1 protein-coding gene is annotated in these 1,581 nt (G+C 56.3%); it reads right to left on the bottom strand.

Features of this window, described 5'->3' with window-relative positions; genetic code table 11:
• The coding region (locus tag C3451_RS24080; RefSeq protein WP_124304491.1) for a phage tail tape measure protein at positions 1-1,581 on the bottom strand (1,581 nt) is incomplete at both ends.

Here is a 1,581-nt window from a genome sequence, read left to right as displayed (position 1 = left end):
ATCCGGCAGCGATAAAAGCTGCCGCTATCAGACCAATCGGGCTAAGTAGCAGTGAAAGTGCTGCACCCAGTACAGATATTGAGGTCGTGATAATGCTCCATATGGTCGTAAAGCCCGTCAGGCGAAGAGCGAGCATTCCAATGTTTTTGAACAGAGATCTTAATGCTGCTCCTGGGGCAAGAAACGCCCCCATAAGACCGGCACGAATACCGGGCGTAATGATCGATATGCCTCGCAGCTTACTGAGCATTGATGTGAGAACAGGCCCCCATCCGCGCACACTTGCCATTGCAGGGCCGGAAGCTGTTCCAAGCGTTCGGATGGCGGATATTGTTCCGGTTGTCCCCCCTATCAGCAGGGTAAAACCTAACTGGAGTTTAGCCAGCGGCCCCATCAGCAGTCCGATCGCCAGCGAGGTGCCGCCAATCGCGGCGGTCAGTGCCAGAACGCTACCGCCGACAATCAGCAGGGACTGGGCGAGCTTCGGATTTTCCTTCGCCCACTGCGTCATATTCCCCACAACATCACTCAGTCCCTGAGTCAGGGCGCGAAGCTGATTGTCGACGAGGTCGTTAATCTGGATGCGGAACCCTTCCCAGGCGCTGTCCAGATTTTTGAGATCGCCATCAAGGTTATCCGCCATTATTTTGGCGGCTTTCTGCGACTCACCTTTAGCGTTTTTCAGTGCTTCCAGTAACTTCTGGAGTTCACCGCTGCCGGCTGACATAACCAGTGCCTGCAATGACTTTGACGCCTCTTCACCAGCAATATCTTTGAAGAATGAGAGCTTGTCAGTATCGCCGTACTTGCTGATCTTTTTATAGAGATCGGTTAGAACCTCTTCAGCAGGGCGCATTTTCCCCGTGGCATCAGCAACGTCTACGCCAAGCTCCTTGAGCGCGGTTTTTGCCCTGCCGGTTGGGGCGGCAAGGCGTGAAAACGCGGCCTGTAATCCAGTCCCGGCGATACTCCCGCGCAGGCCCACGTTTGCCATCACGCCGATCATGGCCGTTGTCTGTTCTACGCTGACGCCAAGACTGGAAAGACCTGTCCCGGCGTACTTCATCGCCTCTCCAATATTTTGCAGATCGGTGTTGGTACGGGTGAACGCGCCAGTTAAAACATCACTGACGCGATCCATTTCTTTGGGATCGAGGCGGAACTGAGACAGGATGTTTGAACTGATATCGGCACTTTCGCCTAAATCCATTCCTCCTGCCAGCGCCATATTGAGCACGCCGGGCAGTGCGGCCTGAATGGCCTGCGGAGTGAAACCGGCCATAGCGAGAAACGCCTGCCCGCTGGCGGCGTCAGTCGTGGTGAACTGCGTTTCAGCACCCAGCTTTTTAGCCTGATCGCGGAGTGCGGAAAAGTCTGCTGAGCTTTTATCTATGCGGGTCAGCGCCTGCACGCGGGACATTTCACGGTCAAACCCAACGGCGGGGGATAAAAAGCGCCCCGCTACGTAACCGGCAGCAGTGGCCCCGGCAACGGCCATTGTGCCCCCGCCGCGAAGTTTGCCCGCCGTTTGTTGCATCTGGTCGTAGCGCGCACGTGCCTGCGTGACCGCGGCAAGCTGTC

This window comes from Enterobacter sp. 301B, from assembly GCF_003850715.1.
Lineage (GTDB): Bacteria > Pseudomonadota > Gammaproteobacteria > Enterobacterales > Enterobacteriaceae > Enterobacter > Enterobacter intestinihominis.
This window is presented reverse-complemented; position numbering and strand designations above follow the sequence as displayed.